Origin of the sequence: Microbacterium sp. 4NA327F11, assembly GCF_005503465.1 — a bacterium.
Taxonomy (GTDB): Bacteria; Actinomycetota; Actinomycetes; order Actinomycetales; family Microbacteriaceae; genus Microbacterium; species Microbacterium ginsengisoli.
The window spans coordinates 135,074-142,814 of the sequence record NZ_SCOB01000007.1 but is presented as its reverse complement, the minus strand read 5'-3'; the positions used below and the strand labels follow the sequence as shown (position 1 = coordinate 142,814).

At 70.4% G+C, this 7,741-nt stretch carries 7 protein-coding genes; 5 read left to right on the top strand and 2 right to left on the bottom strand.

Annotated elements, in window-relative coordinates:
* Positions 1–143 precede the first annotated feature (143 nt).
* Genes FFS51_RS06725 through FFS51_RS06715 form a run of 3 tightly spaced genes read left to right on the top strand, consistent with a single transcriptional unit; the run spans position 144 to position 3,039 of the window.
* Positions 144–617 carry an FMN-binding protein gene (locus FFS51_RS06725; protein WP_137877839.1) on the top strand — a complete coding sequence of 158 codons (474 nt, stop codon included), beginning with the start codon at positions 144–146 and terminating at the stop codon, positions 615–617.
* Positions 614–1,471, top strand: coding sequence for an FAD:protein FMN transferase (locus FFS51_RS06720; protein WP_137877838.1), 858 nt, complete (start codon positions 614–616; stop codon positions 1,469–1,471). The genes FFS51_RS06725 and FFS51_RS06720 overlap by 4 nt, the downstream gene beginning before the upstream one ends.
* 11 nt (positions 1,472–1,482) lie before the next feature.
* The gene (locus tag FFS51_RS06715; protein WP_137877837.1) at positions 1,483–3,039 is read left to right on the top strand and encodes an FAD-dependent oxidoreductase; all 1,557 of its coding nucleotides are present in this window, start codon (positions 1,483–1,485) and stop codon (positions 3,037–3,039) included.
* Between the two features lie 30 nt (positions 3,040–3,069).
* Here FFS51_RS06715 and FFS51_RS06710 read toward each other — a convergent pair whose 3' ends face one another.
* Positions 3,070–4,584 (bottom strand): sensor histidine kinase, encoded by a 1,515-nt coding sequence (locus tag FFS51_RS06710; protein ID WP_137877836.1) that lies wholly within the window; start codon positions 4,582–4,584, stop codon positions 3,070–3,072.
* Complete coding sequence (locus FFS51_RS06705; RefSeq protein WP_045248658.1) at positions 4,584–5,321, bottom strand: response regulator transcription factor; 738 nt, start codon at positions 5,319–5,321, stop codon at positions 4,584–4,586. The genes FFS51_RS06710 and FFS51_RS06705 overlap by 1 nt, the downstream gene beginning before the upstream one ends.
* A 174-nt stretch (positions 5,322–5,495) precedes the next feature.
* Between FFS51_RS06705 and FFS51_RS06700 the strand changes: the two genes are divergently transcribed.
* Positions 5,496–6,971 carry an ABC transporter permease gene (locus tag FFS51_RS06700; RefSeq protein WP_045248659.1) on the top strand — a complete coding sequence of 492 codons (1,476 nt, stop codon included), beginning with the start codon at positions 5,496–5,498 and terminating at the stop codon, positions 6,969–6,971.
* A gap of 38 nt (positions 6,972–7,009) precedes the next feature.
* Complete coding sequence (locus tag FFS51_RS06695; RefSeq protein ID WP_045248660.1) at positions 7,010–7,738, top strand: ABC transporter ATP-binding protein; 729 nt, start codon at positions 7,010–7,012, stop codon at positions 7,736–7,738.
* Positions 7,739–7,741: the final 3 nt, after the last annotated feature.

Genomic DNA, 7,741 nt, shown 5'->3' with positions numbered 1-7,741 from the left:
GGGGCTGCCTGACCGAGCGGATGCCGCGGGCCCGCGTCATCTACAACCGGTTGCCCGCTCTGCACGATCGTCCAGATTCATTCGCAAGGATGGATGAGCCCGGAGCTCCGGGCGGCCCCCGGAACCGACGCAGGAGGACCTTCATGATCCGCACCACCGCCGTACCCCGCACCGTCCGCACCTCCGCAGCCCTTCTCGGCATCGCCGGCATCGCCGTGCTCGCCGGCTGCTCCACGACCTCGACCACCTCGACCACGGGCTCCGGCTCGCAGTCCGGCACCAGCGGCTCGTCGACCTCGTCGGGATCCACGTCCTCGGGCTCCTACAAGGACGGCACGTTCAGCGCGACGGGCTCCTACCAGACCCCCGAGTCGGTCGAGACCATCGACGTCACCGTCACGCTCAAAACCGGCGTGATCGAGAGCGTCGAGGTCACCGGCAACCCGCAGGCCCGCGAGTCGCAGCAGTACCAGTCGCAGTTCATCGGCGGGATCTCCGCCGAGGTCGTCGGCAAGAGCATCGACAGCATCTCGGTGAGCCGTGTCGCAGGCTCCTCGCTGACCAGTGGCGGCTTCAACAAGGCGATCGCCGAGATCAAGACCGAAGCGGCGGCGTGACCTTCTCCGCCCGTTGGGAGTTCGACGCGATCGGCACCCGGTGGGCGGTCGAGACGGAGGCTCCGGTCTCCGGGCGGGTGCGCACGAGGGTCGCGGCGCTCGTCGCGCAGTTCGACGAGCAGTGGTCCCGGTTCCGGTCGGACTCGCTCGTCGCGCGCCTGTCGGCGGGGGGTTCGGCGCCGCTCCCTGCGGACGGCGCCTCGATGCTCGACCTGTACGCCCGGCTCTCGGACGAGACCGGGGGAGCGGTGAACCCGCTCGTGGGCCGTTCTCTCGACGCCCTCGGCTACGACCCCGCCTATTCGTTCGTCGCGGGCGGGGCGATTCCCGCTCCGGCGGCGTGGCGCGACATCCTGCACTGGCACTCCGGGACGCTCTCGCTCGACGCGCCTGCCGTGATCGATGTGGGCGCCATCGGCAAGGGTCGTCTCGTCGACCGGGTGTCGGCCGTGCTCGCCGAGACCCATGACACGCACGTCGTCGACGCCAGCGGCGACATCTCCGTGTACGGCGTGACCGAGCGCATCGGCCTCGAGCACCCCTACGACCCGTCCCGCGCGATCGGGGTGGCGACGGTCGCGTCCGGGGCGCTGTGCGCCTCTGCGGTGAACCGTCGGGCGTGGGGTGACGGCCTGCACCACGTACTCGATGCACGCACCGGCGAACCGGTGCGCACGGTCGCGGCGACGTGGGCGATCGCCTCCGATGCGATGACGGCGGATGCTGCCGCCACCGCGCTGTTCTTCGACGAGGGGCCGCGGGCCACGGCATCCCTCGATGCGCACTGGGTGCGCATGACGACCGACGGTCAGGTCGAGTGGTCGCCCGATGCGCCCGTCGACCTGTTCTTCTGAAAGGGGCTCCGATGAACGCTCAGCTCTCCGCGCTCTGGAACCGCGTGTTCGCGGTGCTGGGGCGCGTGTCGATGTACCGACTCGTGCTGCTCTCCCTCGCCGCGCTCGCGGTGATCTCGCTGGCGCTGTCGTTCGCCGGGCTCGTCGGCCCGACCCCGGGCGAGCTCGCCGCGACGGCAGCGGTGCTGGTGGTCGTGTGCGTCGCGACGGATGCCGCGGCCCAGCGCCTGCTGCGCCTCGGTGGTCGCATCGAGTCGTCGCTCATCACGGCCGGCATTCTGCTGTTCGTGCTCTGGCCGACACTCGACCCGGCGGGACTCGGCGGCATCGCGATCGCGGGTGCGGTGGCCGCGGCATCCAAGTACGTGCTCGTGTGGCGGGGACGTCACGTGCTCAACCCGGCCGCAGCCGGGGCGACAGCGCTGACGATGCTCGGCATCGCCGTGCCGGCGCTCGGCGCCTCCGGCTGGTGGGTGGGAGCGCCCGCGCTCGCGCTGCCGGTGGCGCTGTTCGGCCTTGCCGTCGTGTGGCGCACCGAGAAGGTTCGGGTCGTGCTGCTTTTCCTGGTGCTCGCCGTCGGGGTCTCGGTCGTGCGCCAGGCCGTGCAGTATGCCGCCGCCGGCTTCGCCTTCGACCTCGGTACAGCGCTGCAGTTCGCGCTGCTGCAGAGCCCGTTCCTCTTCCTCGGCGCGTTCATGCTGTCCGAGCCCCTGACCCTTCCGCCACGTCGGTGGCAGCAGTTCGCGGTCGCCGCGGTCGCGGGTGTGCTGGCCGGCTGGCCGATCCCGCTCGGTGAGATCACCCTCGGCCAGGAGCGGGCGCTCGTCATCGCCAACCTCGTCGCCTTCGCGTTCGCGCTGCGTCAGGCGGTGCGGCTCACCCTGGTCTCCCGCGAGCAGCTCGCCCCGACCCTCGCCGCGCTCACCTTCCGCGCGAAGCGGCGCTTCCGGTTCGAGGCGGGGCAGTACCTCGAGCTCGACGTGCCGCATCGGCGACCGGACGCCCGTGGCACCCGCCGCGAGTTCAGCATCGTGTCCGCTCCCGAGGACCTTCCCGAGGTGCGCATCGCGTTCCGCGACGGTCGGGGAGCGCAGAGTTCCTACAAGCGCGCTCTCGCCGAGGTCGAGCCGGGAGACGTGCTCGCCGCCACCGGCGTCTGGGGCGACTTCGTGCTGCCACGCACGCCGGCCCCCGTCCTCCTGGTCGCGGCGGGGATCGGGGTGACGCCGTTCGTGTCGCAGCTGCGCCACGACCACCTCGCAGGCATCGCGCGCGACACGGTGCTCGTCTACGTCGCCGCGGGCGCCGCCGACGTCGTGTTCCGCGACGAGCTCGCGCGCACCGGCGTCCCGGTCGTGGTGTTCACCCGAGAGGACCCGGGCGCGCTTCCGGCGGGCTGGCGCTGGGCTGGCGGATCCCGATTGGATGCCGCGGCTCTCCGCAGCGCCGTTCCCGATCTGTCCGTGCGCCACGCGTACATCTCCGGCCCGGCGGCGCTGATCGCCGACCTCGCGCCGGCGCTCGCGAGCGCGAAGTCGGTCGCGACCGACGCCTTCAGCGGCTACTGAGCGGGCGGGCGCGGAGCCCACCCGTCCGGCTCACGCGGCGTCGGCGCGGGCGATCTGCTCGGGACGAGCGGGGAGACGCACGGTGAACGTGGTGTCGCCCGGTTTCGACGACACCACGATGGAGCCGTGATGCGCGTGCACGATGGCGCGGGCGATCGAGAGGCCGAGCCCGGTGCCGCCGGTGCGGCGGGCGCGTGAGGAATCGGCGCGCGCGAAACGCTCGAACAGCTCGTCGGCGATCTCCGGGGCGATGCCCGGACCGTCGTCGTGCACGGACAGCACCGCCTCGCCACCCTGCTGCTGGAGGGTCAAGGTCACCGTGGTGCCCGCCGGGGTGTGGGTGCGCGCGTTGGCGAGCAGGTTGACGATCACCTGGCTGAGCCGCGCGGCGTCGCCGGCGACAACGATGGGCTCCGCCGCGACATCCATCACCCAGGTGTGATCGGGTCCGGTGTGCTGTACGTCGCCGAGCGCCTCGACGGTGACCCGGGTGAGGTCGACGCCGCTGTAGACGAGTTCCTGGCCCTCTTCCAGGCGCGCCAGGAGCAGCAGGTCCTCGACGAGGGCCGACATGCGTAGCGACTGCGCCTGGATGCGCTCCAGCGCCTGCTCGGTGTTCTCGATCGCCATCGCCGGTGCCTGACGCATCGCGCGCAGCGACAGCTCCGAATAGCCGCGGATGGAGGCGAGGGGTGTGCGCAGCTCGTGGCTCGCGTCGGCGACGAACTGCCGCATCCGCTCCTCGTTGCGATGGCGCGCGGCCAGGGACTCGTCGACGTGATCGAGCAGCGTGTTCAGGGCGAGTCCCACGCGCCCGATCTCGGTCGTGTCGTCGGTCTGCCCGTTCGGCACGCGTTCAGAGATCGACACGTCACCCTCGGAGAGCGGGAGCGCGGCGACGCGCGTGGCGGTGTCGGCGACGGCACGCAGCGGAGCGAAGCTGCGCCGGATCACGAAGGTCAGGATGATGGCGAGCAGCAGGAGGCCGCCCACCGTCACCCCGGCCACCGTCGTGAGGATGGGGGTGACGGTCTGGGTGAGCGTCGATGTCGGGATGCCGATGATGACGTAGGTGCCTCCGGGCGCCGTCGCCGCCATCAGGCGGTACTTGCCCAGCGTTCCCGCGGTCGCCTCGGTCACCGCGCCGTTGTCGGGATCGCCCGGTGTGCGCAGGTCCGCGATGAGCGCGGACTGGTCGGCCGAGGTCATCGTGTGCACGGTGAGGTCGCTGCCGACGTAGGCGCCGGTCACGGTCTGGGGTGACGTCGGCCCGTTCGAGAAGTTCTGCACCACCAGGAGGAAGCCGGCCTCCTGGCGTCCACCGGTGAGGATCTCGGCCGCGGTCGAGGTCTGATCGACCCGCAGCAGCTGCATCTCGTTCGTGAGGCGCGCCGTGAGGTTGTCCTGGAGGATGTGGTTCAGGATCGCACCGGTCGCGAAGCCGATCGCCACCAGCAGAACCGAGACGAAGCCGATCACTGTGACCATGAGGCGCGTCTGCAGAGACCAGCGGCGTCGCAGCCACTGCCGGGGGGAACGGGCCATCACTGCGAGGCTTTGATCATGTAGCCCACGCCGCGCACCGTGTGGATGAGGGCCTGGGTCTCGCCCGCGTCGATCTTCTTGCGAAGGTACGAGATGTACAGCTCGACGACGCTGGAGCGTCCGCCGAAGTCGTAGTTCCAGACGCGGTCGAGGATCTGCGCCTTCGACACGACGCGACGCTGGTTGCGCATGAGATAGCGCAGCAGCTCGAACTCGGTCGCGGTCAGCTCGATCTCGCGTCCCGCGCGTTCGACCTCGTGGCTGTCCTCGTTGAGGGACAGGTCGCCAACTCGCAGGATGGGTTCGGCGTCGCTCGCCTGGGCGGTTCCGGCGCGACGCATGAGACCACGAAGGCGCGCGACGACCTCCTCGAGGCTGAACGGCTTCGTGACGTAGTCGTCGCCGCCGGCGGTGAGTCCGGCGACCCGGTCGCTGACCGAATCCTTCGCCGTGAGGAACAGCACCGGCACATCGCTGCCGGCCTGACGCAGGCGGTGCAGCACCGACATCCCGTCGAGGTCGGGCATCATGATGTCGAGCACCATGGCGTCGGGCTCGAAGTCGCGGGCCGCCTGCAGCGCCTGGAAGCCGGATGCCGCGGACTTCACGTCCCAGCCCTCCATGCGCAGAGCCATCGACAGCAGATCGGTGAGCATCTGCTCGTCGTCGACGACGAGCACACGCGGGGGAGTCCCGTCGGCGCGGGTGAGGGCGGGTGCAACGGTGGGCGTGGTCATACCTCCGATTCTGCGCGCCTGTCTATGAGTCGACTATGGCAGATCCTATGTCCCTGCTGTGAGTTTCGGAAGGCTCTCCCTTCATCGGCGGCACATAGGCGACAGATGTCGCGCACATCATCCCGGTGCCTACCGTCCCAGGCGGGACACAGACCCCGAGAGGAGACCTTCCACATGTATCTGAGATACCTGCGCCGCGAGCTCGGTGGGCGCAAGAAGCAGACGGCGATCGTCGCGGCCGGACTCGCGATCGCCATCGCGCTCGTCGTCATCGTGAACTCGCTCGCCGCAGGCGTCAAGGACGCGCAGAGCCAAGCGCTCGCGTCCGTTTACGGCGTCGGCACCGACCTGACCGTCACCGGAGCAGTGAGTCAACCCGGATCATCCACCGATTCGAGCAACGGCCGCTTCCAGTTCGGCAGCGGCGACGGCTCGACCTCCGACGGCACGACGACCCTCAGCCAATCGCGCCTGGTCACCGACATGCGCCGCGGCACGCTCGACGCCACCGCGCTGTCGACGGTCACCTCGACGACCGGGGTGGCCGCGGCATCCGGCGCGCTCAGCCTCACCAACATGACCTTCTCGGGGCAGATCCCGTCGCAGAGCTCGTCGAGCGGGTCGACCGGCACCCAGGGTCAGCCGCCGTCGGGCGGCGAGAGCGGGGGTGCGGGCGGCCCCAGCTCGTTCGACGTGAACTCATTCACGGTGCTCGGCATCGACCCGTCGAACGCCACTGTCGGCCCCCTCTCGGCGGTCACCGTCAGCTCCGGCCGTCTGCTCACCGCGAGCGACAAGGGCACCGACGTCGCGGTCGTCGACTCGACGTACGCCACGAGCAAGAGCCTCGCCGTCGGCAGCACGATCTCGGTCGGCGGCACCGACATGACCATCGTCGGGATCGTCGCCTCGAGCACCTCGGACTCGTCATCGGCCGACACGGCCAGCGACGTCTACATCCCCTTGGATGTCGCGCAGAAGCTCGCGGGCGTCGGCGACGTGGTGTCGACGATCTATGTGCAGGCGACCTCCGCCGATGCGATCTCGAGCATCAAGACGGACCTCAGCGCCGCGATCTCGGGTGCGACCGTGAGCTCGCAGAGCGACCTCGCCTCGACCGTGTCGGGCTCGCTGTCCAGCGCCACCTCGCTCATCACCAACCTCGGCACCTGGCTCTCGGTCATCGTGCTGGTCGTCGCCCTCGCGCTCGCCGTGCTCTTCACCATCTCGGGCGTCTCACGACGCACGCGGGAGTTCGGCACCCTCAAGGCGATCGGCTGGTCGAACGGCCGAGTCGTGGGGCAGGTCGCGGGGGAGACCCTCGTGCAGGGCCTCATCGGCGGCGTCGTCGGACTCGTGATCGGCCTCGCCGGGATCATCATCATCAACATCGTCTCCCCGACGATCTCCTCCGCCCCGTCGACCTCGACCGGCGGTCAGGGCGGTCCCGGCGGCGGTGGCGGCGCACCGGGCGGCTTCGGTCAGACGACCCAGGCGGTCAGCAACATCGTCCTCCACGCGCCCGTCACCGTCTGGGTGATCGTGGCGGCCATCGGCCTGGCCGTGCTCGGCGGTGTCGTCGCAGGCGCATTCGGCGGCTGGCGCGCGGCGCGGCTGAGCCCTGCCGAAGCCCTCCGTTCGGTCGCGTGAGCCGCGGCATCCCTTCGACACAGGTCAGGACAGGACACATGGACACCACCATCGACACCACACCGGAATCGGTCGAGGCGCCCGTCGCCGCGGCCGGCTACCGACTCAGCGCCGTCGTGAAGACGTACGCGCAGAAGAAGCGCACCGTCACCCCTCTCAAGGGGGTCGATCTGGAGATCGGCGCGGGCGAGTTCGCGACCATCCAGGGCCCGACGGGCGGCGGCAAGTCGACCCTGCTGCAGCTGCTCGGGGCGCTCGACCGCCCCACGAGCGGCAGCGTGAAACTCGGCGACATCGACATCGCGACGGCGTCGAACGCACAACTGGGACGCCTTCGCGCCACGCAGATCGGGTTCGTCTTCCAGGGCTTCAACCTCATCCCGACGCTCACCGCCCAGGAGAACGTCGAGATGGGCCTCGCCCCGCTGGGCCTTCCCGCGGCCGAACGGCACGCGCGGGCGGTCGAGGCGCTCACGCACGTGGGCCTCGCCGACCGGCTCGACCACAAGCCGGGCGAGCTGTCGGGAGGTCAGCAGCAGCGTGTCGCCATCGCCCGCGCCACGGCGAAGCGCCCCGCTGTGCTGCTGGCGGACGAGCCCACCGGCAACCTCGACGAGAGCATGCGCGACGAGATCCTCGTGCTGCTGGAGTCGCTGAACGCGGAGGGGCTCACCCTCCTCGTGGTGACCCACGACTCGGCCGTCGCGAAGCGCGCGCATCGGCGTCTCCGCCTCGAGAAGGGCGAGGTGCGCGACATCACGCGCTGACCC